The organism is Paeniglutamicibacter sp. NPDC012692 (genome assembly GCF_042901625.1).
In the GTDB taxonomy this organism is placed as follows: Bacteria; Actinomycetota; Actinomycetes; order Actinomycetales; family Micrococcaceae; genus Paeniglutamicibacter.
The window spans coordinates 979,989-1,006,148 of the sequence record NZ_JBIBDE010000001.1; the positions used below are offsets into that span (position 1 = coordinate 979,989).

Consider the following 26,160-nt stretch of genomic DNA (forward strand, 5'->3'; position numbering starts at 1 on the left):
CCATGAAGGTCATGATTGCCGGAGCAGGTTCCGTGGGAAGTTCCATCGCCAAGGAACTCATCTCCCACGGGCACGAAGTGCTGCTCATCGATGAAAAGCCCGAGGTCGTATCGCGCGCCGGGGTCCGGGGCGCCCGCTGGCTCTTCGGCGACGCCTGCGAACTGAGCGTGCTCAAGGAGGCGAAGCTCGAGGAGGTCGACGTCGTCGTCTCGGCGACGGGCGACGACAAGGTCAACCTCGTGGTCTCGCTGCTGGCCAAGAGCGAGTTCGGCGTCGGCCGCACCGTGGGCCGGGTCAACAACCCGAAGAACGACTGGATGTTCGACGACGCCTGGGGCGTCGACGTCGCGGTGAGCACGCCGCGCCTGATGACGGCCCTCGTGGAGGAGGCAGTGGAAATCGGCGACCTGGTGCGCCTGATGACCTTGCAGTCCGGCGTGGTTTCGATGGTCGAGTTCACGGTGCCGCACGATTCGGCGCTCATCGGGCACACCATCGGCATGGTGCCGTGGCCCACCGACGCGACCGTCGTGGCGATCCTGCGCGACGACATCCCGCTGACCCCGAGCCAGGACGACGTCATCGAGGGCGGGGACGAGCTGTTTTTTGTCACCACCATTGTGGCGGAGGACCAGCTGCGCACCGTGCTGCGCAGCACCGGAACCGAATAGGCCCCGCTCCCCCGGAAACATCGTTCCGGGGGTCACGGCCTCAGGAGTTTGGTGGGGTTTCCGCCACGGCTTCGGCGCTCTTCAGCGGCCGGGAAATCATCCAGGCGACCCACAGGCCCGCCGCGTACAGCGGCACGCCCATGGCCAGGCGCGCGGCCCCGAGGGCGGCGATGTTGTCGGCGAAGTACAGCGGGACCTGCACCGCCAAGCGGGCGGCGAACACGGCCACCACGATCCAGGTGGCCCAGGCATACTGCCGTGCCCGAATCTTGTCGGCACGCCAGACCGTGTTCTCCGAGCGGATGAATCCGAAGATCACGCCCATCAGCGGCCAGCGCACCAGGATGGAGATGACCAGCGCGGCGCCGTAGGCGATGTTCGTGTAGAAACCCGGGACGTAGTAGTCCTTGGCCTCTCCTGTCGCCCGGGAAACCACCGCGCAGATGACCACGCCGCCCAGGCCCGTCAGCGCCTGGACCAAGGTGCCGCGGCGAACCAGTCGGGCCACCGTGAAGCCAAGGGCCACGGCCACGGAGGCGATCAGCGCGATGTTCAGTTGCTGGCTCAGGATGAAGATCGACAGGAACACCAGGCCCGGGAGCAGCGACTCGATGAGCCCACGCACACCGCCGATGGTCTTGAGCACGTCGATCTGCCCGTCTTCGCGGCGCTCGATGCCGGCGTTTGCACCGATGCGCGCGGCAATTTCCTCGGCCGAGGGCGCGGCATGCTCCTCGGGTTCGGGAGTGTTCGGGGTGGGATCGCTCATGGCTGGGATGTTCCTCGGGTGCGGTGCGGCCGGCGGCCGAACGGGGGCGGGGGCGTAGGTCTTGCAGCGCGCACGGTCAGGCGCCGGGCCGGGGCTTCGGCGCGGGGCCGGCGCCGCGGCCGGGCAGGATCTCGTAGCGCGGGTTGTAGATGGTGGGCACACCGTCGATCGGCGCGACCATTCCCTCGTAGCGCAGCCGGGTTCCGGCCCAGATCCCCGGCACCCGGCGCTGGCCGACGAAAATCAGGCGCAGGTGCGGCACCGCGGCGCGGCGTCCGCCGGGCGGCGCCGGGCGGTCGACCACCGAGATGGAAAACATCGGCGCCTGCTGGGCCGGCAGGATCGTGATGGATTCCACGAAGCCCCGGTGGCTGACGTGCCCACGCTCGGGCAGTTGCGCCAGGGATTCCACGCTTTGGCTACGCGCGAGGGCACCGGGCAACTCCTCTGCCGCCGCCGCGGGCGGGGAACCGGCATTCTTCCGGAGCCTGGCCGCGCGTTCCTTCGGCACGGGAGTCCTAGCCGATCTGCGTGGTTTCCGGGCCGCGCTCGGGGCGCTCGGTGCCCGGGGTTTCCGCTGCGGCATCGGGGTGCGTCAGGGCACCCTGCGGCACGGTCAACGGCAGCAATTCGGTCGGCGGCATCGGGACGTCGCCGCGGACCACCACGATCTGGGCCAACGCGTCCTCCATGGCCTTCGCCTCCTCCGGGTCGGTCAGCGCCGCGCCGCCGATGACGGCTCGCAGGAACCAACGCGGGCCGTCGATGCCGAGGAAGCGCAACACCACGTAGCCCTGGCGGCCGTCCGGCGCGGTCTGCGGCACGCGGGCCAGCAGTTCGTTGCCGAAGCGGCCGGGAACCATTTCGGTTTCCCCGCCCTGGTCGGCAATGCCGGTGGCGATCTGGGTGGAAATGCCCGGCCAGAGCTCGTCGGTCTTCGGGGCAGCGAAAACCTGCAGCTGCATCCGCGAGGCTCCCATTTCCAGGGCCACGGCGATCACGCGCTGGGTCGATTCCTCGACCTCGAGGCGCAGCTGCAGGCCGGGGACCGGCTTGATCAGCAGGGCGCCCATGTCCAGGTAGTCGCTGTGGTCCTCGATGGAGTCCCCGTCGAAGGGACCCTCGTTCGGGTTCCGCTTGGCCGGTGCCGGAGCATTTCCCTGCGTCTCGGCGGCGTCCGCGACGTCGGCCGGCGCCTGGGCCTGCACCTCGTCAACGGGGTCCGATTCAAGGTCTTTCGACGCTGCGGCGTTCAACTCGGCGATGGTCTGCTCGGGCTGCGCCTCGGCGACTGCCGCTTTGTTCTTGCGCTTGAAAATCATGGAAGTGGCTCTCTGCTTTATCGACCGTCAGGTTGCGGTGCGGGATTTAGCTTTGGGTGGAAGCGGTCTCGAAGCCACCGGTGGAACCGAAGCCGCCTGCGCCGCGCACCGTTTCATCGAGTTCTTCGACCTGGATGAAGGTGGCCCGCTCAACCTTCTGGATAACCAGCTGGGCGATCCGGTCCCCGCGCTTGAGCGCAATGGGTGTCCGCACATCGGTGTTCAACAATGTGACCTTCAACTCACCACGATAACCCGCATCGACGGTTCCCGGCGCATTGACCACGGTCAGGCCGTGTTTTGTGGCAAGTCCGGAGCGCGGGTGGATCAGTCCGACGTAGCCCAGCGGCAGTGCGATGGAGACTCCGGTGGGCACCAGGACGCGCTCCCCCGGGGCCAGCGTCACGTCTTCGCGTGCGCACAAATCCGCACCGGCATCGCCCTCGTGAGCGTAGCTGGGCACCGGCAGTTCCGGATCCAGCATTCGCAGGGCAATATCGACTGTCGATTCGGACATGTTTTTCACTCCAGGGGGTGCTAGTTCTCGGGCCGCCAGGCGGCTCCACTCGTGCACTACAACTCTAGTGCCTCGGCGGGCCGAGTGTGGCAATCGCCCCCGTTGCCACGGCCTATGCTTGTAGGTATGGCCGAGAACTCTTCAACACCGCCCCATGCCCCCGCGATCTTCCAGGAAAAGCTCTGGCCGGCCTGGTGGATTTGGTTGATCTCGCTGGGACTGGGCGCCACCGCCGCCGTGGCATTCATGCCCATCGGCATCACCTGGGGCCTCACCGCCGGCTTGGTCGCCTTTGCGCTCATCACCTTCGGGTTGCTCACCAGCACCCCGACCATCGAGGTCACCGCCGACACCGTGCGCGTGGGCCGGGCAAGCATCGAACGCGAGTTCGTCGGCGAGGTCACCGGATATCGCGGCTCGGCCGCATACAACCAGCGCGGCCCGGGCCTGAACGGCATCGCCTTCATGTGCATCCGCGGCTGGATCGACCCCGTGGTCCGCATCGAGATCACCGACGAGCGCGACTCCACCCCGTACTGGCTGGCATCGACCCGTCGCCCCGAGGAACTCACAGCGGCCCTGGGCGGCGTCATGTTCCAGTTCCGCGAGGCAGAGGCCGCGCGCAACGAGGTCAAGCCCGCGGAGGAGCCAGCGGACGGCTCCCCCGCCCAGGCCGCAGACAACGAGTAGTCTGCAGCCCGGTCCCCCTGGACAAAGAAATGGCGTGGTTCCCCACTTGGGAACCACGCCATTTTTCTTGCCGTCGGGCCTTAGCCTTCGCAGTCGGTGCAGTACAGCAAACCGCCCTTTTCCAGGGCGATCTGCGAACGGTGCCGCACGAGGAAGCATGAGGCACAGGTGAACTCGTCGGCCTGGGCCGGAAGCACCATGACCTGCAGCTCCTCGCCCGAAAGATCGGCGCCGGGCAGTTCGTAGCTGTCGGCCAGGTCGACCTCGTCCTCGTCGATCAGGTTCGAGGTGTTGGCGCTGCGCTGGGCCTTAAGCTCCGGCAGGGCCTCGGGCTTCTCGTCCTCTTCGGCATGCTTCCGAGGTGCATCGTAGTCGGTTGCCATAATTGCTGCTTCACACTCCGCTTGGTTCAAGCTGTAGTTCTGGTCGGTCGCCGCGGTGCGGGTTGTTTCCCGTCCCGTGGCATCCACGCGTATGCATGCGCCTATGATTCAACACCGGCGCACCCGTTTTTGTGCCCGCAAGGGAACAAGATTGTTCATCATCCCACTTTTCTGCCCGTGATCAGGGATTCCGTGACCAAGAACAAGGACTTCCGCCCGTGTCTGGCGCAGTTCGCGGGCGGTTCCACGCCGTTCCATGGGAAGAATCATAAAGCCGATCCGCGCCACACCAAGGCATATCTTAGGTAATTGCGCCCACAGGTGGCAGAGTTTTACTCAATACACGACGGTTTGTGGAGGATAGTCATGCGTCAACTCCGACTGGTGGGCATCCACGAGAACGGTGAAAGCCTGCACCTGAGCAGCGAGGATGGCAACAGCTTTGCGCTGCCCATCGATGAAGCGTTGCGCAGTGCGTTGACCCGTGCAGCCAGGGCCGACCGCACCGAGGCGCCCGCAGCCCCGCTCTCGCCCCGCGAAATCCAGACAAGGATCCGCGCCGGAGCGACCGCCGAGGAAGTCGCGGCGGCCTCCGGAATGTCGATCGAGCACATCATGCGCTACGAGGGCCCGGTGCTGGCCGAACGCGAGTACATCGCGACCCAGGCCCGCAACGTCGAGGTCTCCGCCCCGCAAACCCACGACGGCTACCGCAGCATCTTCGGCGAAGAGCCCGCGAACCTCGGCGAAATGGTGGCCTACCGGGCACATTCGCTGGGCATCGACGGTGCCTCGCTGGAATGGGATGCGTGGCGCTCCACCGACGGCTCGTGGGACATCGTCGCCACGTTCGACGTTCCGGGCGCAACCGCCGCGTTGAACGTCGAATCCATCAGCGAGGATTCGCTGGCACGCTGGATCTTCAACCCGGGACGCAAGTCCCTGCAGAACGCCAACCGCTGGGCCCAGGTGCTCAGCGAACTTGAGCCGATCGAGGCGCAGCAGGCCGGCACGCGCCGGCTGGCCGCCGTCGTTGACCACCCGTTCGACGTGGAGGCCAACGCCGACGGATCCGAGGCCGTGGACTTCGAGGCCGCCGTCGCCGATTCCGAGGAACTCCTGGACGTCCTGAGCGCCCGCCGCGGCCAGCGCCTGGGCCTCGACGAGGCCGGCGACGACAACCTTGCGGCGATGCTCACCCGCATCCCGTCCACGCAGCGCCCCGGAACACCGCACCCGGACGACGACCCGCGCCTCGCCGGACCGGCGAACCCGGAGACCGGCGGACTCCCCCGGCTCTACGACGGCGTCAGCACGCGCACCACGCAGATTTCGGTGGTTCCGGCCCTCCGCCCGGCTGCCGACCCGGTCGAGGAAGCGGACGCCGAGGGCTCCGGCGACGAGGATGCGGCGGGCAAGAAGAAGGCCAAGCGCTCCTCGGTTCCCAGCTGGGACGAGATCGTCTTCGGCCGGCGCAACAACAACGACTAAGCGTCACCGCACCAAAAAGACCGGGCTCCCTTGCGATTGCGCAGTGGGAGCCCGGTCTTTTGCGTCCGGCCTCGGGGCCGTGGGCCGCGTGGCTACTTCTTGGTTTTCGGGCTGGCCAGGGTCAGCAGCGGGATCTCACGTTCGGCACGGGTCATCGAACCGTGCTGCCCGATCATGGTGAAGGCCGCGGGGTTGACCCGGCGCCCGTCGAGGAAGGCCACGTCCTCCGCCGCGAGGACCAGCAGGTCCCCGATGCGTTCGCGCACCGAGTCGTCGACCCGGCCGAAGAGGCCGTGCTCGATCGCCTGGTCGCGGGTGAGCACCCACGCCTTGGACCCGAAGTTCTCGCGCCAGGCATCCGCCACGGCCGCGCGCTGCGCGTCGCCGGTGTTCGCCGCGAAGTGCAGCTGCACCGCGCGCGGTTCCCCGGCCGTCAGTTCGACGCCCGCAACGAGTTCCGGGTACTCCGAGTAGTCGATCCGCCATTTCTCCGGTACGTCGACCATGCCGTGGTCGCCGGTGAGCAGCAGCAGCGTCCCGGCCGGGACGCGGGAGGCCAGGGTTCGCATCAGCGAGTCGACCTCCTCCAGCGCGTGCCCCCACTCGAGGGACTCCTTGCCGTAGCGGTGCCCGGCCTTGTCCAGCTCGTTCCAGTAGCAGTAGAGCAGCGTGCGGGGGTTGGCGGCGAGGATCTCCGTGGCCGCGCGCACCCGCGCGTGCGGCCCGTTCGCCGCGGTGAATTCGGTTCCGCGCAGCGCGGCCCGGGTCAGCGCCGAGTCCTGGAACTGCGACATGCTCACCGTGGCGGTGTGCACGCCCTGGGCCGCGGCGCGCTCGAAGACCGTCTCGTGCGGCTGCCAGGCCACCGGGTCCAGGTCCGCGGGCCAGCCGCTGAGCTGGTTGACCACGCGCCGGCCCGCCGGATCCACGGCGTCGTAGCCGACGATGCCGTGCTGCCCCGGCACCAGGCCGGTGCCCAGCGACGTCAGCGAGGTTGCGGTGGTGGAGGGGAACGGCGACTGCAGGGTCTGCGAGTTATCCGTCAGCTTGCGCAGGAACGGTGCGTGCCCGCCGCGGGCCTTCAGCAGGGCCTTGCCCAGGCCGTCGACCATCACCACGCACACGCGCGAGGCGGCCGGGAGCCCCAGGGTGTTCTGGTACCCCTCGACCCCCAGCGCGGCGGCCGCGCTGGGCAGCAGCTCGGCAATGGTCTTGCTGCCGTAGGGCGGCGGCGGCGGGAGTTCGGTGGAAGGGACCAGCTTGGTGCTTGTAGCCACGTGTCGGTGCCTGCGCCCTAGCCCTGGTGGGTGTTGCGGCCGAAGCGGGAGCCCACGCGGCCGCGGACCTCGGGGGCGGCCGGGGCACTCTGGATCTTGGCCTCGACGGCGTTGCCGCGGGGTGCGGAGGCCCGGCGGATGGCCTTGGCGAAGGTGCGCGCGGCGTTCACCGCGGCGACGCCGTCGGCCTCGGCGCTGACGCGCAGCACCAGGTCCTCCTGCTGGCTGGTGCCGGTGTAGCCGTGGTCGGCGTCGCACGCCGGGTCCGGGCATCCGGCCGGTGCCAGGTCGATGCGCTGGGCGCCAGCCCAGGCAATGCCCAGGGTCAGCTCCTTGACGGTGTCCCCGGTGCGGTAGTTCTGCGGCTGGTGGTAGACGTAGCTGGTGGCCACCGTGGTGACCTTGGCCAGCTGGACCAGCTCGGTGGAGATCTGGGCCATGACCTCCTTGCCGTTGTCGTCCAGCTGCTGGTCGTCGACGTGTGCGACCAACAGCACGTCCTGGGCCAGGACCAGCACCGTGATGTGCCGGTGGACCTCGTTGTGGTCGAAGTGGGTTTCCAGGTGCACCAGGTGATCACCCGGTTCCCGGCCGTCGAGCACCTCGTCAATGATGTCCGAAACCATTTTCGGGTAGAACCCGGCACGGTTGAGGTCAGCTTGCAGGTCACGGCCTTTGGCCGAAGAAAGGGGGGTCATGCCCTCAAGTCTACCTAAGCCCCCGCGGCCCGGGCGCGGGTGCACTAGTGGCTCATGGCCCGGCGCGCCGAGTCGGTGCGCTGCCCCGGGTTGCCGATCCACACGTCGACGGCCAGCACGATGGTCCCCTTCTCGGTGACCATCACCGGGTTGATCTCCAGCAGGGAGACCTCCGGGTGGTTGTCCTTCAGCGTGGCGACCCGGTTGAGCAGGTCCTCCAGCGCGGCAACGTCCACCGCGGGCAGGCCCTGATAGCCGCGCAGCCGGGCGGAGGCGCGCGGCGCGCGCACCAGGTCGGCGAGGTCCGTGTTGGTCAGCGGCGGGATCCCGTGGGCCCAGTCGTCGAGCAGGTTCACCGCGTCCCCGGAGAGCCCGAAGGAGACCACCGGGCCCAGCAGCGGGTCCTCCACCGCGCGGATGACGCAGCCCTGGCCGGCCGGGGCCATCGACTGGACCTCCAGCTCGTGGGCCGCATAGGGGGCAAGCACCTCGCGCATGTGGCCGATGTTCCCGCGCAGCGAGGCCTCGTCCATGATGTTCAGCCGCACCCCGCCCAGGTCCAGGCGGTGGCGGAGGTGCTCGTCGCGGGCCTTGAGCGCCACCGGCCAGCCGAGCCGTTTCGCGGCGGCGACGGCCTCGTCCTCGGTGCCGAACTTCGCCGACTCGAGCACCGAGATGCCGTAGTGGCCCAGGAACTCCGCTGCCGCGGAGCGCGGCAGGTGCAGGAGGTCCAGCCCGGAGACGGAGGTCAGCGATTGCTCGATGAAGTCGGCTGCGGCGCCGACGTTGATGTCTGCCGGTGGAACGACCTCGCCCTGGTCGCGGGCGACCCAGTCCGCGTAGCGCACGATCGCGGCCAGCGCATTCACCGCTGCGCCGGGACTCGAGTAGCACGGCAGGCCGTGGACGGTGCCGTCCTCGCCGGTCCCCGTGGCCAGCAGCCCCTCGGCGGGAATCGAGGCGTCGATGATGCCGGTGAAGACCGCCACCACCGGCTTGCCCGCGGCGGCCGCGGCCTCGCGGATGCACTTGGCCAGGGCGTCGGTCATCACGCCCACGGAGGGCAGCAGGGTGACAATGCCGCAGTGGACCTCCGGGTTCGCGAGCACCGAGCCGATCATCGCGGCCAGCCGCGGCAGCGCGCGGGACTGGCCGTCCTCCAGGTTGACCTCGGCCTCCTGGACGATGACCTGCAGCCCGTTTTGCCCGGCAGCGTCCGCCACGACGGAGGCCAGCGCCACGGAGTTGGAGACCACGGCCAGTCCGTTGCCGCCCGGCATGGGCTGGGAGGTCACGATCTGGGCGATCTCCATGAGTTCCTCGTTCGTGCGGACCCGGATGACGCCGGACTGGCGAAGCATCGCGTCGACGGCCGCGGTCGGTGCCTGGGTGGTGCGCACCGCGTGCCCGGGCGGCAGGCGCAGGCCCATCACGTCGGACTTCGCCACGATCACCGGCTTGGAGTGCGAGAGCCTGCGGGCGATGCGGGAGAACTTGCGCGGGTTGCCGAAGGATTCCAGGTAGAGGCCCACGGCCTTGGTCCCGGGGTCGTCCTCCCAGAACTGCATGGCGTCGTTGCCGGAGACGTCCGCGCGGTGGCCCGCCGAGACGAAGGAGGAGATGCCCATCGAGCGGCGCGAGGCGGCCGCGTACAGCAGCACGCCGATGGCGGCCGACTGGCTGAAGAGGCCCAGGGAGCCGCGCTTGGGCATGCCGGGTGCCACCGAGGCGTTGAGCTGGATGGCGGGATCGGTGTTGACCAGCCCCAGGGAGGCCGGGCCGATCACGCGCATGCCGTTGGCCCGGGCCAGGTGCACCAGTTCGCGCTGGCGGGCCAGGCCCGCCTCTCCGTCCTGCTCGAAGCCTCCGGTGACCACCAGCAGGCCCTTGACCCCGGCGGTCGCGCATTCCTCGATGACGCCGCGGACCTGTTCCTCCGGCACCGCGATGACGGCGAGGTCGACGGGCCCGGGGATTTCGCGCACCGTGCCGTAGCTGACCATGCCGCCGAGCTCGAAGGCCTCCGGGTTGACCCCGTAGACGGGGCCGTTGAATTCGCCCTCGATGAGGTTGTTCAGCAACGTGTAGCCGATGGAGCCCCATTCGCGGCTGGCGCCGATCACGGCCACCGAACGCGGGGCCAGCAGACCGCCCAAGGACTTTGCCTCGGCGCGGTGCTCGCGCGCCTCCATCACGGCGCGGGACTTCTCCGTGGGGTCGATGCTGAATTCCAGCATGACGACCCCCTCGTCGAAGTGGCGCTTGACCGCGTAGCCGGCCTCGGCGAACACCGTGAGCATCTTCCGGTTCTCCGGCAGCACCTCCGCGGAGAAGCGCTCGATGTCGTTTTCGCGGGCCGCTGCGGCGAGGTGCTCGAGCAGGATCGACCCGACCCCCATGCCCTGGTACGCGTCGGCGATGTTGAACGCGACCTCGGCCTCGGCGGGGTCGTCGAGCCTGTCGTAGCGGCCCACCCCGATGATGTCCTCGCCCCGGGTGACCACGAATGCAACACGGTCCACGTGGTCGACTTCGGTGAAACGCTTGAGCTCTTTGGCGGTTAGCGCCGACTTGTACGTAAAATAGCGCATGTAGACCGAGGATTCCGACTGGCCCTGGTGCATTTTTTGCAAACCGTCGGAATCGTTGGGTTGAATCGGGCGTAGGTGTGCCGTTGAGCCATTGCGCAAGACAACATCCGCTTCCCAATGGGACGGGTATTCACCGGGTTTACGACCATCCACCATAGGCTTAGCCTATCGGGCGCGGCGGCGGTTGCTGCATGATCGACGCGCCAAAACCGAAGCACCACCCTAAACGGTCCCCGACAAGGGCCGGCATCAGTACCGAACCGAGGATTCACACTTAATATGGCGCGCAAAAAGCCTGAACCACTTCCCGCGGACTTCGTGGAGCACATCGTCGACATCGATGTGACCAACGAAATGGAAGGCTCCTTCCTGGAGTACGCCTACTCGGTGATCTACTCCCGCGCCTTGCCCGACGCCCGCGACGGCCTCAAGCCGGTGCAGCGCCGCATCCTGTACATGATGAGTGAGATGGGCCTGCGGCCGGACAAGGGCCACGTCAAGAGCGCCCGCGTAGTGGGCGAGGTCATGGGCAAGCTGCACCCGCACGGCGACACCGCCATCTACGACGCGATGGTGCGCATGAGCCAGGACTTCGCGTTGCGCCTGCCGCTGATCGACGGCCACGGCAACTTCGGCTCGCTGGACGACGGCCCCGCCGCCCCGCGTTACACCGAGGCCCGCCTGGATTCCTCCGCCGTGGCGATGACCGCGAACCTCGACGAGGACGTGGTGGACTTCGTCCCCAACTACGACAACCAGTTCATGCAGCCCGAGGTCCTCCCCGCGGCCTTCCCGAACCTGTTGGTCAACGGCACCACCGGCATCGCCGTGGGCATGGCCACGAACATGGCCCCGCACAACCTCGGCGAGGTCATCGCCGCGGCGCGGCACCTGATCGCCAACCCGGAGGCCGACCTGGCCGCCATCATGAAGTTCGTGCCGGGTCCCGACCTGCCCACCGGCGGCAAGATCGTGGGCCTGGACGGCATCCGCGACGCCTACCGCACCGGCCGCGGCACCTTCAAGACCCGCGCCAAGGTGGAGCTGGAGCAGATCACCGCGCGCCGCGCCGGCCTGGTCATCACCGAGCTGCCCTACATGGTCGGCCCGGAAAAGGTCATCGAGAAGATCAAGGACGCGGTCAACGCCAAGAAGCTCACGGGCATCGCCGACGTCATGGACCTGACCGACCGCAACCACGGGTTGCGCCTGGTCATCGAGCTGAAGAACGGCTTCAACCCCAACGCGGTGCTGGCCCAGCTGTTCAAGTTCACCCCGATGGAGGATTCCTTCGGCATCAACAACGTGGCACTGGTCGAGGGCCAGCCGCGCACCCTGGGCCTGCTGGAACTGCTCACGGTCTACGTGGAGCACCGCATCCTCGTGGTCAGGCGCCGCACGGAATACCGCCTGCAGAAGAAGCTTGACCGCCTGCACCTGGTCGAGGGCCTGCTCATCGCGATCGTCGACATCGACGAGGTCATCGCGATCATCCGCTCCTCCGACGAGACCGCGCAGGCGCGCGAACGCCTGATCAAGATCTACGACCTGACCGAGCTGCAGGCCAACCACATCCTGGAGCTGCGCCTGCGCCAGCTCACCCGCTTCTCCCGCATCGAGCTGGAGAAGGAAGCCGAGGAGCTGCGCGCCGCGATCGACGAGCTGCGCGCCATCCTGGACTCCGAGGAGGTCCTGCGCGAGCTGGTCTCCTCCGAGTTGGCGGAGATGGGCGAGAAGTTTGCGACCCCGCGCCGCACCGTGCTGCTGGAATCCGAGTCCGGCACGCCGCTGAAGGGCACCACCATGCCGTCCGTGGTCGGCACCGGCAAGGCGGCGCCGCTCAGCCTGGAGATCGCGGACGACCCGTGCTGGGTGCTGCTCTCGGCCACCGGCCAGGTGGCCCGCACCGTGCACCGGGACCCGATCGACGACTCGGGGGCCCGCACCAAGCACGACGTGCTCGGTTCCCTGGTGGCCACCACGGCCCGCGGGGAGATCGGCGGCATCACCTCCACCGGCCGCATGCTGCGCCTGCAGGTCGTCGACCTGCCGCTCTTGCCCCCGGCCAACGGTTTCCCGCAGCTGACCGGCGGCGTGAAGATCGCCGAGTTCGCGCAGCTGGCCAAGGGCGAGAAGATGGTGGCCCTGGTGCCGCTGAACCAGGTCGTCGCGCTGGGCACCGCCAACGGCGTGGTCAAGCGGCTGACCCCGGACTACCCGCTGAACCGCGACGAGTGGGAGGCCATCACGCTCAAGGACAAGGACACCGTCATCGGGGCCGCCCCGGCCACCGACGAGGCCGACCTGGTCTTCGTGACCCGCGGCGCCCAGCTGCTGCGCTTTGCCGCCAACGCCGTGCGCCCGCAGGGCCGCACCGCCGGCGGCATGGCCGGCATCAAGCTCGGCGCCGAGGACACCATCATCTTCTTCGGCGTGGTCCCCGAGACCGCGCAGCACCCGGTGTTCGTGTCGATCGCCACCGGCTCCGACGCACTGCCCGGCACCGCATCGCACTCGGTGAAAGTCACCGACTTCGCCGAGTACCCGTCCAAGGGGCGTGCCACCGCCGGCGTGCGGGCGCACCGCTTCCTGAAGGGCGAGGACCAGCTGGAGCTGGCCTACGCCGGTGCGGGCCCGGCGCGTGCCGCCTCGGCCGCCGGCGTCGTGCGTGCGCTGCCGACCGAGTACGCAAAGCGCGACGGTTCCGGCGTGCCGCTGGCCCAGGGCATCGACGTGCTCGGCGGGTCGATCGGTGCAACCCCGGCGGAGCCCGCAGCGGACGGCGGCCTGCCGCAGGCCCCGGCGACCCGAGCACCGCTGGTGGCGCCCGAGGTGGACAGCCTGCCGTTCGCCGATTCGGGCGTGGTCCAGGTCGAGGCCGCCAAGCGCGTCGCCGTCCAGGACTCGCTGCTCGAGGACTAGCGCCGGCTGGCAACATCAACGGCAAGCGCCGTCCCGCTCCCCCGCACGGGGCCCGGGACGGCGCTTGCCGCGTTTGGGCCGGCTTCCGGGCCTCGAACCCCGCCCTACGGCCGGCCCGGCTCGATGCCGGTGACGGTCGCGATGATTCCGTAGTGGTCGGTGCCGGGAATCAGGACGCGTTGCCAGCCCGTGGGGGCCAGGCCGCGGACGAGGATGTGGTCGATGGCCGTGAACGCCGGAAAGCCGCCGGTTGCCGGCCACGTCGGGATCGGCAAGATGCCCGCGGCGGCGGACGTGTCCGCGAAGTTCCGGGCCAGCTCCCTGAATGCGGGGTGCGCATGGCCGGCGTTGAAGTCCCCCGCCAGCACCATCGGGATGTCCGTGTGCCGGGCCTGCCAGGCGCCGATCGATTTGAGGATGCTTCTCCACTTGTGCGCGCCGTCGACGACGGGTGCGTACGGATGCACGGCCGCCACTCGGATCGGCCCGAAGCGCGGATGCTCGATCACGGCCGCCGGCTGGTCGAAGGCGACGATCCCTTCCGCCAGCGGGATCCGGGGTTCCGGCTTCAGCGGGAATCTGGACAGGATGGCCGTCCCCGCGGTGTCGCCGGGAGTCACGGCCGGCGAACGGTACGGCAGGATCCCCTTGACGCCGCGGGCCAGCAGGTCGCCCAACAGTTCCTCGTCGACCTCGACGAGTACAACGACGTCGGCCCGGCGTGCCTCGATGGCGTCGGCCAGGGCGCCGACATCCGCCTGCGAATGCTCGACGTTCACGCTGAACACCGTCAGCGGTGCCGCCGGGGAGGCCGCGGGCATGCCGGCGACGGGCACCAGCGTCGGCAGCAATCCCAGCACGGCTCCCGCCACCAGAAGCAGGGCCGGGGCGCGTCTCCGGCCCAGCGCCAGCAGCAGGGCAACGACCGCCGCGGCCAGGCAAAGCGCCGGGACCAGCGCCTGCAAGACCGGGATCCACCCGCGTCCGAGCAGATCAAGGTGGGGAAGTACCGCCAGGAAAAACGCCGCGAGTGCCGTGCAGCCCGACAGCCGGGGATTCCGGAAGGCCCGGCCGCGCAGCCGGGACCGGTTTTCGTGCTCGATGGCCGTCGAGTTTTCCGGGCTGTCCATGTCAGCTAATCGCCTAGTTCGTCATCCCCGCGGCCCGGGGTCCGTCGCGCGGTTGGCGCCCGGCAAGTCGCCTTCGGGGTCGCGGGCGGGGTACTCCACGCGCAGCCGGGAAACCCTTTCGATTTCGAGCGAGAAGGTTCCCGGTTTCGGGTCGGCGACCTTGTGAGCGGCGGCGGTGCGGCGGAACGGCATGAATCCGCACACGGCAATGAGCACCAGGACGGCGAACCCCGCCACGGGCGACCACCACCCGGTGACCGCCATGGCCGTTCCCACGGCGATGGTCGCGCAGATGCTGAACACGGCGGTCAGCGCCAGCGTGTCTCCCCGGTCCTTCAAGTGCATCCGCCGCGCCCACCCGCACCCGGGCGCCAGGAGGCAGAACGCCGCGGCGCAGAGCGTGCGCACCCAGCCCACCTCGACGACGAGCAGCAGGAGCAACGCCGCGGCCACCGCGGCGGCCCCGGTCAGCATGATCCGCTGCCGGCTCATGGTGCGGCTCCGTCGCCCGAGAGCGTGAAAACGATCGCGTCCCGCGTTTGGAAGACGATCTTGAAGTCCTTGGATCGGCGCAACGACTCCTCGATCCGCTCCAGGCTGCCCGGCGGCATGGCCTCGCCGTTGTCGACGGCGAGCTTCTGTCCCCGGGTGATCAGCACGTAGGCGTCGGCGTACCTCGGGTCGGAGAACCAGCGCGCCAGCTTGGCTGCGGGATCGGCCAGCATTTCGGCCGTCGAGTCCTCCGGCTCGCGGTCCAGCGGCACGTAGGTGAACTTGTCGTAGTCGATGAAGCGGCCCGGGTAGTTCGTGCTGCCCTCGACGAGCAGCGAATCCGGGGCGGCCTGCGTGTAGACCCAACGCGACGCCTCCACCTCCTGGGGGGTGAAGTAGTTCTCGCGTTCCTTCCCGTAGTACCCGAGCAGGAACCCCGGGGCGACCATGGCCATGATGGCGGCGGCGGTCACCATGCTGCGCAGCGGGAAACCGCCGCCCTCGCGCGGCATGCAGGCCTGGGCGGCGAGGATGGCGATGAACGGGGCCGCGAACAGGAAGGCCCGGAAGAGCACCTCCCCGCCGAATCCGGTGGTCAGCACCAGCACGCCCGGCAGGACCATGAGCGTGGCGGCGGTGAGCAGCAGGCCTCCGGTGGTCCGGTGGCGCCACACCCCGATCAACGAGGCCACCACCGACACGGCCACCGTGAACCTGCCTCCCCAGACCACCTGCAGGTCCGCCTGGCTGGTCTGCCCGCTGGACTTTTCCAGGGTCTGGTCCGCGTTGCCCACGACGTTGCCGAACTCGGACACCAGGTCCATGAGGTTCGGCAGGGTGTAGTCCAGCGCCCCGGTCAGCGCCCAGCCCGCGGTGATCGCGCCCGCCACCAGGGGCAGGTACCACCCCTTGGTGCGGCGCAGGGCGATCAGCGCGAAGACGGCCAGCAGCATCATCATGGGGGTGATCTGGTGGCTGACGGCGATCGCCGCGACGATGGCGACGAACGGCCAGATCATGGCCCGCCGCGGCATCCGCCGGAGCATCACCCCGATCAGGCCCAGGTACAACACGTAGGCCACGGCCTGCGGGGAATAGTAGTCCTGCCCCACCCAGTTGATCAGCAGGAAGAACATGAGCCCCAGCCAGATGACCGTGGGGTTCCGGGTCAGGCCGCGGAAGACGAAGCGCAGCACCACGAGGTTCAGCAGGTTGAAGGCCACCGGCGCCCAGGAGGCGATGCCGAGGGTGTCCGGCTGGCCGGACAGCTCCGTCAGCAGGGCGCCGCCAGTGAAGAAGCCGGGCCAGTTGTGGTAGATCTGCCCGGCCTCGATGCCCGGGTCCACCGACCCGTTGCGCATGACGTAGTCGACGATGCCGACGTGCTTGTAGGCCCAGGCATAGCGGAGGGTGCCGTACAGCACCGGGGGTGTGCCGTGCATCAGGGCGATGTAGGTCACCAGGTAGGTGGCAAGCACCCATTCCGGGCGTTGCCGGTACAGGCTGGCCAGGAATCCGCCCAGCAGCAACACCAGCGCCGCCACCGTGAGCGGGGTGAACAGAGTCAGCAAGCCCAGCGCCCCCATGTTGCGCGGGTCGGCCCCCTGGAATCCCAGGATCCAGAGTGCCACGGCCACGACCGGCACGGCCACGAACACCAGCTCCCGGCGGATCCGCGCGGGACGCCCGTCGGCGGGCCGCGGCAGGGAATGGGCGGGCCTCGGGCCGAGGAGCGCCGGCGGGTCCGGTAAGACCGGTGGTTCCTGCGAAACCGGCAGCGCCCCGTGGCTCCGTACACTCACCGCAGGCCCCCCGCCCTTGTTTTTCCGTTGTCGACGTCGAACAACCTGATGACGGGTCCGACGTTGCGGGCCAGCCAGACTAGCCCGACCCTGTTGGTCGACGCACGGGCCAGACCCGCTTCGACGTGCCACAGCCAAGTCTGCAACACCAGGTGCTCGATTTCCAGATCTTCGTTGGGCAGTTCCACGCCCAGCTTCGCCAGGCCGGACCTCAGGTCATCGGGCCTTTCCAGCGCCTCGAGCACCGCGCCGCCCAGCTCGCCGGGCCGCGTCGTGAGCCACCAGTGGAGCAGGTCGGTGTCCGGCAGCCCGACGGCGCGGGCGTTTTCCCAGTCGACGATGCCGGACACGCGCGGCGTTTCCGGCTCCCCGCCCACCAGCACGTTGCCAGGCCAGAGGTCCCCGTGGACGTACCCCGTGAGCACCTGCCGGCCGAGCCAGGCCCCGCGCAATTCGGCGGACAGCCTGTCCAGCTTGGCCGCGGTGCCCGGAAGTCCGTACGCCTGCCGTATCGCGGCGATCGGGCCGTCGACCCATTCGGCAAGCAGTCCCTCGTCGATGTCCCGCACGGCCCCCGTCGCCGAGTGGATCCTGCGCATGGTGGCGAGCACGGTGCGGGCAACGGCGTCGATGGCGGCCGGGTCGGAGTCGGTGGCGGGCCGGCCGGGCAGCCGCGTCTCGGCAAGGATCCGCCGGCCACCGAGCGTGGCATGGTGCACCGTCCGCGGCAGCAACGCCGCCAGGTCGCCGCCGAGCTTCGCGCCGAGGCCGGCCACGGCCGCGGCGTGCAGGTCGATGCCCCGCGAGGCCGCCGGCGAGATGGCGATCTTGACCACCAGCTCCCCCTCCGCACCGGCGGCGGCCAGCACCAGGGTGTCGGAGTCCGAGGTCAGCAGCCGGGACTTCGTGGCGGCCGGCAGCCCGCAGGCAGCCAGGGCCGGCGCCACCAGGCGCGCGCTGCGCCGGGCGTTGCGCCACTGCCGCCAGGCCCGGGGAAGCCGCCCGGCCTCGGCGGCGAACGAACGCCACCCCCGGCGGTCGGCCCACAACCCCGAGCGCCCGGAGCACAGCAGGAACAGCGCGACCAGGCACTGGTTGACCAGGATCACCACGCCGATGCCGGTGAGTCCCCACCAGCCAAGGGCCACCCAGGACCCGCCCCAGGTGAAGGCTGCGGTGAATGCGTACACCCCGAGCACGGTGCGCATGTCCCCGCGGACCCGGGCGGTGCTGATGCCGATCCCCACGACCAGCTGCGGGATCGCCGAGGCCAGGATGAGCCGCAGGGCGCCCGTGGAGTTTTCGGCGTAGTGCGGGCCCATCAGGTGCAGCACCAGGGGTGCCAGCAGGATCCCGGCGAGCGCGGCCGGGACGACCAGCTGGGCGCTGTGCAGCAGGGCCCGGCGGGCGTGGGCCGTGGCGTGGTCCGGGTCGTGCGCCGACTCGGCGATCAGCGCGCTGCCGACGTTGCTGGTGACCAGGTACAGCGCATACCCCACGGTGTTGGCCATGAACCAGTAGGCGCTGGCCTCCGCGCCCGCCACGTGGAGCACGATCAGGGTCAGCACGTCGGTGGTCGCGAACCAGAGCAGCGACGCCAGGTGGTCGGGGGCGGCGAACCTGACCAGCCGGGCCAGCGGGACCCGGGCCTCGGCGGCGGGGCGGGGGTCCAGGGCGGCGGCCTGCCGCGCGAAGCGCAGCACCAGGGCCGCGACGAACAGCACCGCGAGCACTGCCGGGAGCACCGTGGCGGCAAAGACCGCCCAGGCCACCGTCGAGGCGAGCAGCGGCAGCGCGGCGATCTTCAGCACCGAGGAGACCCCGTTCTGGATCGGCACCCAGCCGGTGCGCCGCAGGCCGATGAGCACCTGGTCCTGCAGCACAAAGATCACCCAGACGGCGGTGCCCAGCACGAACGCCAGCACCGCCAGCGGGCTTTCGCGCAGGAACCCGAGCTTCTGGGCCCACACGGGCTGCCCGGCCAGGAAGATCCCCGCCGCGAGCATGGCCGCGCCGGCGCAGAACGCGTAGCAGGTCAGGATGAGCCGCAGGGTGCCGGAGCCGGCCCCGGGCAGGAAGCGGAGCAGCCCGTTGCGCATGCCCAGGGTCGCGAAGTTGGCCAGCAGGGTCACCGTCGACATCAGCGCCGCGCCCACGCCCACGGCCTCCGTCGGGAGCCAGCGCGCGGCCAGCGCCCAGAACGCAAGGCCCAGCAGCGAGGTCAGCCCGGTGCCGATGATCAGCGCATCGGCGCTGCGCCGCAGCGGGTCGCCCATCCGCGTCTTCACCGAGTCCACGAGTCCGTTTTTCACGTTAGTCATTGCTCCGGATCCGGACGTGGTCGATGCCGAAGACGGCCGGGAACCTGGTGTCCGCGTCGGGCGGCCCGGGGAAGGAGCCGCCCACCGCCAGGTTCATCACCAGGTACATCGGCTCGTCGGGCACCTGCTGGTCCACCAGCTGCCACACCTGCCGCCCGTCCAGGTAGTACACCAGCTTGCCGGGCGACCAGTCCACGGCGATCGTGTGCCAGCCCCCGGCGAGGGTGTAGCCGTCCGGGAGGACGTACTTTTTCCCGATCGAGCGTGCTTCCCTGTCCTTGGGGTGCAGGCGCATCCGCAGCCGGCCCGCGTCGTGGCCCAGCACCTCCAGGATGTCGATCTCCGGCGTGGATTCCTCGTTGGCCGGCAGCAGCCAGATGGCCGGCCAGAGCCCCTGTCCCGTGGGGATCCGGAAGCGGGCCTCGACCTTGCCGTAGGTGAACGCCAGCTTGGGCGCCTTCTCGTGGGCCGGTGGCCCGGTGGTGACCATGCCCGAGGCAAAGCCGTAGTCCTTGCCGTCGGAGGCGGAGATGGTGTGGTGTTCGGCGGTCAGCTGCAGGGCCCCGCCCGAGACCTTCACTTGTCGCGGCAGGTACCATTCGAGCTCCTCGTTGGAGCCGATGGTGCAGCCGCCCTCCTGCCACCAGTGGCAGGTGTTCCAGATGGAGGTGTCCAGCGTGTTTCCGTCGAAGCCCTCATCCAGCAGGATCTTGTCCTTGGGTTTGACAGCGGCGGGATCCTTGCCCTGGGGCGCCGCCACGGGAGGCATCGCGAAGCCGCCCGCATCCGCCTCCGCGGCCAGCGACCCGCTGTCCTGGTCGATCACCTGCGGGCGCACGCTGGACCCGAGTAGCGGAACCAGCGCGAGCGCCAGGGTGGCGCCCAACACCGCGGTCCAGGGCCGGCTAGACATCGCGGAATCCGATCACGCGCTTGGCCGCACGGCGCAGCGTGGCATCGGTGCGGGTCCAGGGCAGCCGGTCCAGCCGCAGCTCGGCGTAGTCGTGGGGCACCGCGCCGAACTTCTCCTTGAAGCGCGCCAGCGCGGCCGACTGGCCGGACTCGCCCAGGTGGTACTCGGCGCATCCCCTGTCGCAGGCCATTTGCAGGGTCGTCCACTGGACCAGTTCCCCCGCCCCCGTGCTCCCGACCAGTTCCTTGTCCATGGCCGCACGCGTGTCGTGGGCGGTTGCGGCGAACAGCGTGATGGACCCGGCCGCCGGCCTGCCATCGACATAGGCGAGCGTGACGGTGAAGTTCTCACCCAGGTGGCGGCCGATGGACTGCAGCTTGCCCAGCGGGTCGCGGCGCCTGGCCCGTGCGTGGGCGAGCATGCGCGGTTCGTGTTGGTGCGCGGCCCAGCGGTCGACCGACGTGAGGAACAGCGAGTAGTACTCCCCCAGCAGCGCGCCGGAGTGGCCCGTTTCGATGCGCACCCCTTCGCGTTCCGCGGCCCGGATGCCGCGGCGGGCCGACTTGGACAGGCCGTTCCAGGCTCCCTCGGCCCCGCCTGCCAGGTCGATGACGTGCGCGCGGCGCGGGATCGCCAGGACGCCCGCATCGAGGGCCTCGGCCCAGGGGTGCCAGCGTTGCGGATCCGGCCGGATGGACACGCGCTGCCGGCCCAGCCCGCGCAGGTCGTGCAGCACCGCGCGGGCCATGTCGACGTCGACGTCGTCCCCGACGAGCCCTCCCATGCCCCATCCCGACGGGTAGGACTGGAGCCATCCGCCGGCGCCGGCCAGGCCGCGGCGCCTGACCATCGGCAGTATCACTTCCCGGCCGTCGGCAAAGGAGTACAGGCGGCTGGCATCGCGGTAGCGCCCGTCCGCCACCATGGCATCAACCCATTCAGGCGCGTGCTCCGGCAGGGCCCCCGGGTCGTTGGCCAAGACGCTGTGCCACTTGTCCCGCGGAACGGGCGAGGCCACCAGGTGTTTGATCATGGGACGCACCATCTCTCATCGCTCGTTGCCCGGGCGGAAGCGGCCAACCTGTCGCCGCATGCCGGATGGCAGGTGTTTCCCGGGGTGGGCACGCTCCGCGCGGCGGTCACACATCGCGGAATCCCAGGATGCGCTTGACCGCGCGGCGCAGCGCGGCGTCGGCACGGGTCCACGGCAGCCGGTCCAGCCGCAGCTCTGCGTAGTCGAAGGGGCGTGCCCCGAACTTCTCCTTGAACTGGGCCAGCGCGGCGGACTGGCCGGACTCGCCCATGTTGTAGACGGTGCACCCCCGTTCGCACGCCAACTTGATGGCCGTCCACTGGACCAGCTCCCCGGCGCCCGTCCTGCCGACCAGCTCCCGGTCCATGGCCGAACGGGTGTAGTGGGCCGTCCGGCCGTACAGCGTGATCGACCCGGCCGCGGGCTTGCCGTCGACGTAGGCGAGCGTGACCAGGAAGCCCTCGCCCAGGTGCCGTCCGATCGACTGCAGCTTGGCCAGGGGGTCGCGCAGCTTGGCCCGCGCGTGGGCAAGCGCCCGCGGCTCGTGCTGCTGCTCGGCCCAGCGGTCCACCGAAGCGAGGAACAACGAGTAGTAGTCCCTGAGCAGGGCGCCGGAATGGCCCGTTTCGATGCGCACTCCGTGCCGTTCGGCATTCCGGACGTGTCGGCGCGTCGAATTGGACATTCCGTGCCACGCGCTGTCAACGCCCCCGCCCAGGTCGATGATGTGCACGCGCCGCGGAATCGTGAGCACGTTTGCATCGAGGGCTTCCGCCCAGGCCTGCCACCGCCGGGGATCCGGGCGGATGGCCACGCGCTGCCAATGCTGTTCACGCAGGTCCTCCAGCACGGCGCGCGCAACCTCCCCGTCGATGCCGGCCCCGACCAGTCCGCCCATGCCCCAACCCGAGGGGTAGGACAGCAGCCATCCGCCGATGCCTGCCAAGCCGCGGCGCCTCACCAGCGGCAGTATCGCCTCGCGGCCGTCGGAAAATGAGTACAGGCGGCTTGCATCGCGGTAGCGGCCGCCGTCGGTCAGCGCGTCGACCCAGTCCGGGGAATGCTCGGGCAGGGCCAGCGGGTCGCCGGCCAGCACGCTGCGCCATTTGCCCCGCGGAACGGGCGAAACCACCTGGTGAGTGTTCGGGGCTGTTTGAACCGTCATGATCCATTCCTTGCACGGAAGCGTCGTATTTCCCGCCACACACCGGTCCGCAGGCGCTCCCGGCGGGGGGCTCGCCTGGCATGGCGCCCGTCCAGGACGCCCGCGAGGTGCTCGGCGGTGCAGTCCGCCATCACGGTGTACCTGGCCAGGGCGAACCTGTCGTCCCCGGCGTGGCTCAGCGCGTTGCGCACCGCGGCGGCGGAGGTGAAGCCTGCATCGGCGACCATCTTCTTGGTCTCCCGGTCGTGGTAGCCGTGCGGGTAGGCGAAGGTCTCGACCCGCCGGCCCACGATCGCCTCGAGCGCGTTCTTGCTGTCGCGGATCTCGCGCCAGGCCCGCCCGCGCCCCACGATGTCCAGCTGGGGGTGGGTCATGCTGTGCGCGCCGATCTCCACGCCGTCGTCGGAAAGCGCACCGATCTCAACGGCCCCCAGGATGGGCAGCCCGCCGGCGCCCACGGGTTCAAGCCATTCGCTGCTGCCGCCCACCAGGCCCGCGGTGACGTACAGGGTGGCTGGCACCCCCCGAGCCTTCATCGGCGGCCAGGCGTTGGAGGCGAAGTCGGAGAAACCGTCGTCGAAGGTCACCACCACGGCCCGTTCCGGGACCGGGCGTCCGGCCAGGGTCAGTTCCGTGAGTTGGCCGATGGTCAGGCCCTCGTAGCCGAGCTCGACGAGCGTGTCGAGGTGTTCCCCGAACATTCCGGAACCCACGGCCCACGGACTGAAGTCTGCCGGGGGCTCGTCGCTGACGGAGTGGTACAGCAGGATCGGGATGTCCTGACTCATCGCTTTCCCCCCTGTCTGGCTGCCCGGTTGAGCCGGTGCCGGCTCAGCACGTACCGCCCCGGGCCAGAGACCAGGCCCCGCCGGTGCTCGCGCAACAGGTCCTTCGGCCACGGCGGCAGTCCCTCGACGGCCGGCGGGCGCAGGATGCGGGCGGCCCGGGCTTGCAGGGACGCCGCGTTCAGGGCGAGTGCCAGGACCATGCGCGGATCGCGCAGCAGGCAGCGCGTCAGGTGGGCCCCGAGCCCGGCCCCGTACCCGTAGACCTGGCGGCGCAGTGCCGCATAGTCGCGGTGGTGCGGATGCAGCACGATGGCCGCCGGCTCGTAAACGATCCGGTGCCCGGAATCCAGCACGTCGTAGAAGGCGGCCAGGTCATCCCCGCCCATCGCCACGGTGCCGGTGCCCAGGGCCGTCTCGAACCCCCCGGTGCCCCGCAGATAGGAGGTCCGGAAGGCCATGTTCGCCCCGGAACCGCAGGCGCCGGAGGCGTAGGGCAGCAGGGGGTGTTCGCCGTTGCGCCGTGAGGCGTCGAACACCCGGCGGCCCAGGCCCTTGTCGTAGGTCTCGTTGCCCTCGACCCACTGCTGCGGAAGCGTTTCAAGCTCGCGGGGCGCGATCATGCCGGTGACGCACACGGCCTGCGCATCCTCGGCGAAGACCCGCACGATGCTCTCGAGCCAGCGCGGGTCGGCCAGCACGTCGTCGTCCGTGAAGGCCACGATGTCCGTCTCGATGTGCGCAAGGGCTGCGTTGTGGGCGTGGGCCAGCCCCGGCCTGTCCTCGCGCACGTAGACCAGGCGCGGGTCCTGCGCGGTGCGACGTGCCATCAGGTCGGCGGTTTGGTTGTCCGACGGGGCGTTGTCCACCACGATGATGCGTTGCGCGGATGCGGTGCCGGCAAGGATCGAGTCAAGGCATTCGACGAGTTGCGCGGGCCGGTTCCGGGTGGCAACGACCACCGTGGCCGGAGCCCCGGCAGCGGGTGCCGCCGCGTTTGCCCGTTCGGGCCGGCTTTGGGAGGAGCCGGTCCGGGGTTCCGCTTCGGCCACGCGCCGGCGGACCAGCTCGGCGGTGAGCGGTTCCTCTCCGGAAAGTTCGATGCGCACCTTGGCGACGGGGTCGCCGCCGTTGGTGACCAGGCACAATGCACTTCGGTGCGTGGCGCCGGGATCGACGGCGTTCAGCGCCGCGGCCGGATCCTGCAGGTCGATGACCAGGGGCAGGACCGGCAGCACCGCCGGCAGCTCCCCCACCGGTTCGCCCGGGCCGGCAAGCCGTGCCTTCAGGAAGCCGGCGGTGGTGAACGACAGGCCTGCCACGATCGCCCCGGCCCTGGCCGGGCCGAACCGGTCCATGCGGAGCCCCTCGGCGAGGTTGCGCAGCACCCCGGCGGGAAGGGTCCGGCCCACGTACGAGCGTTCCGCGGAGAGTCCCCGCGAGGGGCCCGCGGTGCGGGCGACCCGCGCCTTGGAGACGCCCTCGGCGTGGCACCGGGTGCGGAAGTACGACCAGGTCGCCCTTGCCTCCGGGACCTTGTGGTGGACGACGGCATCCGGTTCGTAGAGGAACACGCCGTCGGGGAAAACCCTGGAAGCGCGGATGCACCACTCGGTCTCCTCGCAACCCGCCGCGCCGGCCGCGGTGCGGCCCAGCCCGCTGTCGAAGCCTCCGACGGCCTCGAGAACGGAACTGCGCATCGCCATGTTGCACCCCATGAGGTTGCGCACCGCCGAGCGCTCCCCCGGCAGGCCCGTGTAGCTGCAGCCTACGACCCAGCCGAACTCCGCCGGCCACCAGGCCGGTTCGGCGCTCTGCCAGACGGGCATCGCGGAACCGCCGACGCCCAGCACCCGCGGATCGGCGAACGGCGCGACAAGCCGTTCCAGCCACCGCGGATCGGCGGTTGCATCGTCATCGAGAAAAACGACCACGTCGCCGCGGGCCACGCCGATCCCGGTGTTTCGCGCCCCTGACAACCCGCGCGGGCCCGTGCTTGCGACCACTTCGACGCCCTCCAGGTCCAGTCGGGCCCGGACCAGCAATTCCGGATTGTGGTCGACAACGACAACCAGCTGATCGCATGGCATGCCTTGGCCGCTGACGGAGGCCACGGACGCCACTAGGTCTTCCCAGCGCCGCTCAGTGTATGTGCAGATCACGACCGAGGTCGTAACGGTGCTCATACATTTTCCGCCTGACTTGCCAGATAGGCGGCTCCCACCAGGGCCTGAACGGCCGGCCTCGGCACACCCAGGCCGGAGCGGGCGCGCGTCAGTCCGCGCCGTTCGCGGTAAATGGTTCGCAGCACGCGTGCCCCGTCCCGGAAGGTGTGCAGATTGCTTTCACCGTGGATCCGCGAGCTCTCGAACGATGCGACTTCCACGACGCGCAGGCCCGCGGCCAGTGCCCGGATGTTCAGGAATGTCTCCACCTCGAAGCCTCCGACTTCGCCTTCGAAGGCCGGAAGCACGTGGCGCCAGAAGGCCATGTAGCCATAGCACAAATCGGAGTAGCGTCCGCCAAAGACGATCCGGACCGCCTGTGTGAGCGCGAGGTTGCCGGCTGTGCGCAGCATGGTCAGGTCGCTGCTGCCGCCACCCTGCACAAAGCGGGATCCCTTGACAACGTCGGCCCCCGATTGAAGCGATGCAACGAAGACCCCGATGTCCGACACGTCCATCGATCCGTCGGCATCCATCATCACGATGATGTCGCCGCGGGCGGCCTCGAAGCCGGCCCGCAGTGCATGGCCCTTGCCATGGCGCTGCTCGAGCACAATCACCGCATCCGGCCGGAGTTCGCGCACGACGTCCAGGGTGCCGTCGGTCGATTCCCCGTCGACGATGATCAGCTCATCCACGATGTCGGGGATGGTCGGCAGCACGAGGACGAGGTTCTTTGCCTCGTTGAGAGTCGGGATGATGAGGCTCACCTTGGGGCGGCTCTCCGGAAGGTAGATCATCGACGATGCTGGTGCAGGGCTCCCCATGAACTCCTGCAAATCCTCATGTTTGTTGATCAAAGTCATTGTAGATTCCCCCCAAGGTAATCAATTTTTTTGAATTTTTGAATCGTTCTCCGGTTTGATTGCGAAGGCAATTGTTGTCGTTCGATGCGGCCATGCGCCGCGTCGGTCACTACTTCGCATTTTCGCGAAAGTCGGCGCCGGCAACGTCCCCATCAAT

22 protein-coding genes are annotated in these 26,160 nt (G+C 69.4%); 4 read left to right on the forward strand and 18 right to left on the reverse strand.

The features are described 5' to 3' along the window. Window positions 1–2 precede the first annotated feature (2 nt). Window positions 3–671, forward strand: coding sequence for a potassium channel family protein (locus ACFY5D_RS04550; RefSeq protein WP_387525620.1), 669 nt, complete (start codon window positions 3–5; stop codon window positions 669–671). Window positions 672–711: 40 nt separating this feature from the next. Here ACFY5D_RS04550 and ACFY5D_RS04555 read toward each other — a convergent pair whose 3' ends face one another. The 4 genes from ACFY5D_RS04555 to dut all read right to left on the reverse strand — a co-directional run bounded on the left by ACFY5D_RS04555 (window position 712) and on the right by dut (window position 3,279). Next, on the reverse strand, window positions 712–1,440 hold the full coding sequence (locus ACFY5D_RS04555; protein ID WP_387525622.1) for a DUF3159 domain-containing protein: 729 nt from the start codon (window positions 1,438–1,440) through the stop codon (window positions 712–714). Between the two features lie 76 nt (window positions 1,441–1,516). Beyond that, on the reverse strand, window positions 1,517–1,951 hold the full coding sequence (locus ACFY5D_RS04560; protein ID WP_387525625.1) for a hypothetical protein: 435 nt from the start codon (window positions 1,949–1,951) through the stop codon (window positions 1,517–1,519). 7 nt (window positions 1,952–1,958) lie between these two features. Next, a complete protein-coding gene (locus tag ACFY5D_RS04565; RefSeq protein ID WP_387525628.1) occupies window positions 1,959–2,762 on the reverse strand; it encodes a DUF3710 domain-containing protein in 804 nt (267 codons plus the stop codon). 46 nt (window positions 2,763–2,808) lie between these two features. Next, on the reverse strand, window positions 2,809–3,279 hold the full coding sequence (gene dut, locus ACFY5D_RS04570) for a dUTP diphosphatase (RefSeq protein WP_387525629.1): 471 nt from the start codon (window positions 3,277–3,279) through the stop codon (window positions 2,809–2,811). Between the two features lie 126 nt (window positions 3,280–3,405). On the opposite strand from dut, the gene ACFY5D_RS04575 reads away from it, so the two are divergent. Then, entirely contained in the window at window positions 3,406–3,969 is a 564-nt protein-coding gene (locus tag ACFY5D_RS04575) for a DUF3093 domain-containing protein (RefSeq protein ID WP_387525632.1), read from the forward strand. An 80-nt stretch (window positions 3,970–4,049) separates the two neighbouring features. Here the strand turns inward: ACFY5D_RS04575 and ACFY5D_RS04580 are convergent, their stop codons facing one another. After that, window positions 4,050–4,352, reverse strand: a complete 303-nt coding sequence (locus tag ACFY5D_RS04580; protein WP_387525635.1) for a DUF4193 domain-containing protein — start codon at window positions 4,350–4,352, stop codon at window positions 4,050–4,052. Window positions 4,353–4,718: 366 nt separating this feature from the next. Between ACFY5D_RS04580 and sepH the strand changes: the two genes are divergently transcribed. Next, on the forward strand, window positions 4,719–5,843 hold the full coding sequence (gene sepH, locus ACFY5D_RS04585; protein ID WP_387525637.1) for a septation protein SepH: 1,125 nt from the start codon (window positions 4,719–4,721) through the stop codon (window positions 5,841–5,843). A gap of 92 nt (window positions 5,844–5,935) precedes the next feature. On the opposite strand, the gene ACFY5D_RS04590 is transcribed toward sepH, so the two are convergent. Genes ACFY5D_RS04590 through ACFY5D_RS04600 form a run of 3 tightly spaced genes read right to left on the reverse strand, consistent with a single transcriptional unit; the run spans window position 5,936 to window position 10,565 of the window. Beyond that, window positions 5,936–7,120: an alkaline phosphatase family protein gene (locus ACFY5D_RS04590; protein ID WP_387525640.1), complete on the reverse strand. Its 1,185-nt coding sequence runs from the start codon at window positions 7,118–7,120 to the stop codon at window positions 5,936–5,938. 17 nt (window positions 7,121–7,137) lie between these two features. Beyond that, entirely contained in the window at window positions 7,138–7,818 is a 681-nt protein-coding gene (locus tag ACFY5D_RS04595) for a DUF5998 family protein (protein WP_387525643.1), read from the reverse strand. Between the two features lie 44 nt (window positions 7,819–7,862). Continuing rightward, window positions 7,863–10,565 (reverse strand): GNAT family N-acetyltransferase, encoded by a 2,703-nt coding sequence (locus ACFY5D_RS04600; RefSeq protein WP_387525646.1) that lies wholly within the window; start codon window positions 10,563–10,565, stop codon window positions 7,863–7,865. A 123-nt stretch (window positions 10,566–10,688) separates the two neighbouring features. Here ACFY5D_RS04600 and ACFY5D_RS04605 point away from each other — a divergent pair, with 123 nt between their 5' ends. Further along, complete coding sequence (locus tag ACFY5D_RS04605) at window positions 10,689–13,331, forward strand: DNA topoisomerase (ATP-hydrolyzing) subunit A (RefSeq protein WP_387525649.1); 2,643 nt, start codon at window positions 10,689–10,691, stop codon at window positions 13,329–13,331. A gap of 104 nt (window positions 13,332–13,435) precedes the next feature. Here ACFY5D_RS04605 and ACFY5D_RS04610 read toward each other — a convergent pair whose 3' ends face one another. The 10 genes from ACFY5D_RS04610 to ACFY5D_RS04655 form a co-directional block, all read right to left on the reverse strand. Then, window positions 13,436–14,461, reverse strand: a complete 1,026-nt coding sequence (locus ACFY5D_RS04610; RefSeq protein ID WP_387525652.1) for an endonuclease/exonuclease/phosphatase family protein — start codon at window positions 14,459–14,461, stop codon at window positions 13,436–13,438. Between the two features lie 21 nt (window positions 14,462–14,482). After that, on the reverse strand, window positions 14,483–14,953 hold the full coding sequence (locus tag ACFY5D_RS04615) for a hypothetical protein (RefSeq protein WP_387525653.1): 471 nt from the start codon (window positions 14,951–14,953) through the stop codon (window positions 14,483–14,485). Next, window positions 14,950–16,755 carry a hypothetical protein gene (locus ACFY5D_RS04620; protein WP_387525656.1) on the reverse strand — a complete coding sequence of 602 codons (1,806 nt, stop codon included), beginning with the start codon at window positions 16,753–16,755 and terminating at the stop codon, window positions 14,950–14,952. Before ACFY5D_RS04620 ends, ACFY5D_RS04615 begins: the two co-directional genes overlap by 4 nt. Continuing rightward, window positions 16,752–19,076, reverse strand: a complete 2,325-nt coding sequence (locus ACFY5D_RS04625) for a phosphotransferase (protein ID WP_387525658.1) — start codon at window positions 19,074–19,076, stop codon at window positions 16,752–16,754. The genes ACFY5D_RS04620 and ACFY5D_RS04625 overlap by 4 nt, the downstream gene beginning before the upstream one ends. Continuing rightward, complete coding sequence (locus ACFY5D_RS04630; RefSeq protein ID WP_387525661.1) at window positions 19,069–19,989, reverse strand: family 16 glycosylhydrolase; 921 nt, start codon at window positions 19,987–19,989, stop codon at window positions 19,069–19,071. Before ACFY5D_RS04630 ends, ACFY5D_RS04625 begins: the two co-directional genes overlap by 8 nt. Further along, a complete protein-coding gene (locus ACFY5D_RS04635) occupies window positions 19,982–21,022 on the reverse strand; it encodes a GNAT family N-acetyltransferase (RefSeq protein ID WP_387525664.1) in 1,041 nt (346 codons plus the stop codon). The genes ACFY5D_RS04630 and ACFY5D_RS04635 overlap by 8 nt, the downstream gene beginning before the upstream one ends. Before the next feature lie 106 nt (window positions 21,023–21,128). Beyond that, window positions 21,129–22,187, reverse strand: a complete 1,059-nt coding sequence (locus tag ACFY5D_RS04640; RefSeq protein ID WP_387525667.1) for a GNAT family N-acetyltransferase — start codon at window positions 22,185–22,187, stop codon at window positions 21,129–21,131. Next, on the reverse strand, window positions 22,184–22,975 hold the full coding sequence (locus tag ACFY5D_RS04645) for a polysaccharide deacetylase family protein (protein ID WP_387525670.1): 792 nt from the start codon (window positions 22,973–22,975) through the stop codon (window positions 22,184–22,186). Before ACFY5D_RS04645 ends, ACFY5D_RS04640 begins: the two co-directional genes overlap by 4 nt. Then, on the reverse strand, window positions 22,972–25,158 hold the full coding sequence (locus ACFY5D_RS04650) for a glycosyltransferase (RefSeq protein WP_387525673.1): 2,187 nt from the start codon (window positions 25,156–25,158) through the stop codon (window positions 22,972–22,974). The genes ACFY5D_RS04645 and ACFY5D_RS04650 overlap by 4 nt, the downstream gene beginning before the upstream one ends. Beyond that, window positions 25,155–26,003 carry a glycosyltransferase family 2 protein gene (locus tag ACFY5D_RS04655; RefSeq protein WP_387525676.1) on the reverse strand — a complete coding sequence of 283 codons (849 nt, stop codon included), beginning with the start codon at window positions 26,001–26,003 and terminating at the stop codon, window positions 25,155–25,157. The genes ACFY5D_RS04650 and ACFY5D_RS04655 overlap by 4 nt, the downstream gene beginning before the upstream one ends. Between the last annotated feature and the right edge of the window lie 157 nt (window positions 26,004–26,160).

Bases quoted from the DNA above. Each gene is read 5' to 3' on its own strand.
- ACFY5D_RS04550 (WP_387525620.1), top strand. From the start codon at position 3: ATGAAGGTCATGATTGCCGGAGCAGGTTCCGTGGGAAGTTCCATCGCC.
- ACFY5D_RS04555 (WP_387525622.1), bottom strand. From the start codon at position 1,440: ATGAGCGATCCCACCCCGAACACTCCCGAACCCGAGGAGCATGCCGCG.
- ACFY5D_RS04565 (WP_387525628.1), bottom strand. From the start codon at position 2,762: ATGATTTTCAAGCGCAAGAACAAAGCGGCAGTCGCCGAGGCGCAGCCC.
- dut (WP_387525629.1), bottom strand. From the start codon at position 3,279: ATGTCCGAATCGACAGTCGATATTGCCCTGCGAATGCTGGATCCGGAA.
- ACFY5D_RS04575 (WP_387525632.1), top strand. From the start codon at position 3,406: ATGGCCGAGAACTCTTCAACACCGCCCCATGCCCCCGCGATCTTCCAG.
- ACFY5D_RS04580 (WP_387525635.1), bottom strand. From the start codon at position 4,352: ATGGCAACCGACTACGATGCACCTCGGAAGCATGCCGAAGAGGACGAG.
- sepH (WP_387525637.1), top strand. From the start codon at position 4,719: ATGCGTCAACTCCGACTGGTGGGCATCCACGAGAACGGTGAAAGCCTG.
- ACFY5D_RS04595 (WP_387525643.1), bottom strand. From the start codon at position 7,818: ATGACCCCCCTTTCTTCGGCCAAAGGCCGTGACCTGCAAGCTGACCTC.
- ACFY5D_RS04600 (WP_387525646.1), bottom strand. From the start codon at position 10,565: ATGGTGGATGGTCGTAAACCCGGTGAATACCCGTCCCATTGGGAAGCG.
- ACFY5D_RS04605 (WP_387525649.1), top strand. From the start codon at position 10,689: ATGGCGCGCAAAAAGCCTGAACCACTTCCCGCGGACTTCGTGGAGCAC.
- ACFY5D_RS04610 (WP_387525652.1), bottom strand. From the start codon at position 14,461: ATGGACAGCCCGGAAAACTCGACGGCCATCGAGCACGAAAACCGGTCC.
- ACFY5D_RS04615 (WP_387525653.1), bottom strand. From the start codon at position 14,953: ATGAGCCGGCAGCGGATCATGCTGACCGGGGCCGCCGCGGTGGCCGCG.
- ACFY5D_RS04625 (WP_387525658.1), bottom strand. From the start codon at position 19,076: ATGACTAACGTGAAAAACGGACTCGTGGACTCGGTGAAGACGCGGATG.
- ACFY5D_RS04630 (WP_387525661.1), bottom strand. From the start codon at position 19,989: ATGTCTAGCCGGCCCTGGACCGCGGTGTTGGGCGCCACCCTGGCGCTC.
- ACFY5D_RS04635 (WP_387525664.1), bottom strand. From the start codon at position 21,022: ATGATCAAACACCTGGTGGCCTCGCCCGTTCCGCGGGACAAGTGGCAC.
- ACFY5D_RS04640 (WP_387525667.1), bottom strand. From the start codon at position 22,187: ATGACGGTTCAAACAGCCCCGAACACTCACCAGGTGGTTTCGCCCGTT.
- ACFY5D_RS04645 (WP_387525670.1), bottom strand. From the start codon at position 22,975: ATGAGTCAGGACATCCCGATCCTGCTGTACCACTCCGTCAGCGACGAG.
- ACFY5D_RS04650 (WP_387525673.1), bottom strand. From the start codon at position 25,158: ATGAGCACCGTTACGACCTCGGTCGTGATCTGCACATACACTGAGCGG.
- ACFY5D_RS04655 (WP_387525676.1), bottom strand. From the start codon at position 26,003: ATGACTTTGATCAACAAACATGAGGATTTGCAGGAGTTCATGGGGAGC.